The following is a 254-nucleotide window of genomic DNA, read 5'->3' as shown; positions in this document are numbered from 1 at the left end:
CCCCGAGTCGTGGTGGTGGTCATCGTGCCCATGGTCATCGACATGGGCGTGTCCAGCATTGGTCACTAAGTTCGACATGGTTTAAGCCTGTTCCAACGAGGTTTCTACACGGTTGGCCGGGATCTTCTTCTCGGCTACCAGGCGAGCGTGCTGCTCGGCTTCGATGCGTTCGATCGTTTCGACCGGCACCATGTAGCCTTGATCATCACGGGCAGCGTGAATGATGAAGTAACCGATAGTGCCCACCAGGCTCG

The 254-nt window shown here is 57.1% G+C and carries 1 pseudogene; it reads right to left on the bottom strand.

The features are described 5' to 3' along the window. A pseudogene (locus SB756_RS32585) lies at positions 1 to 78 on the bottom strand (cytochrome o ubiquinol oxidase subunit III); the annotation flags it as partial. Positions 79 to 254 lie beyond the last annotated feature (176 nt).

The sequence above is a fragment of the Pseudomonas sp. SIMBA_068 genome (genome assembly GCF_046534705.1).
In the GTDB taxonomy this organism is placed as follows: Bacteria; Pseudomonadota; Gammaproteobacteria; order Pseudomonadales; family Pseudomonadaceae; genus Aquipseudomonas; species Aquipseudomonas putida.
The sequence above is the reverse complement of the archived record's forward strand: the minus strand, read 5'-3'. Positions and strand labels throughout refer to the sequence as shown.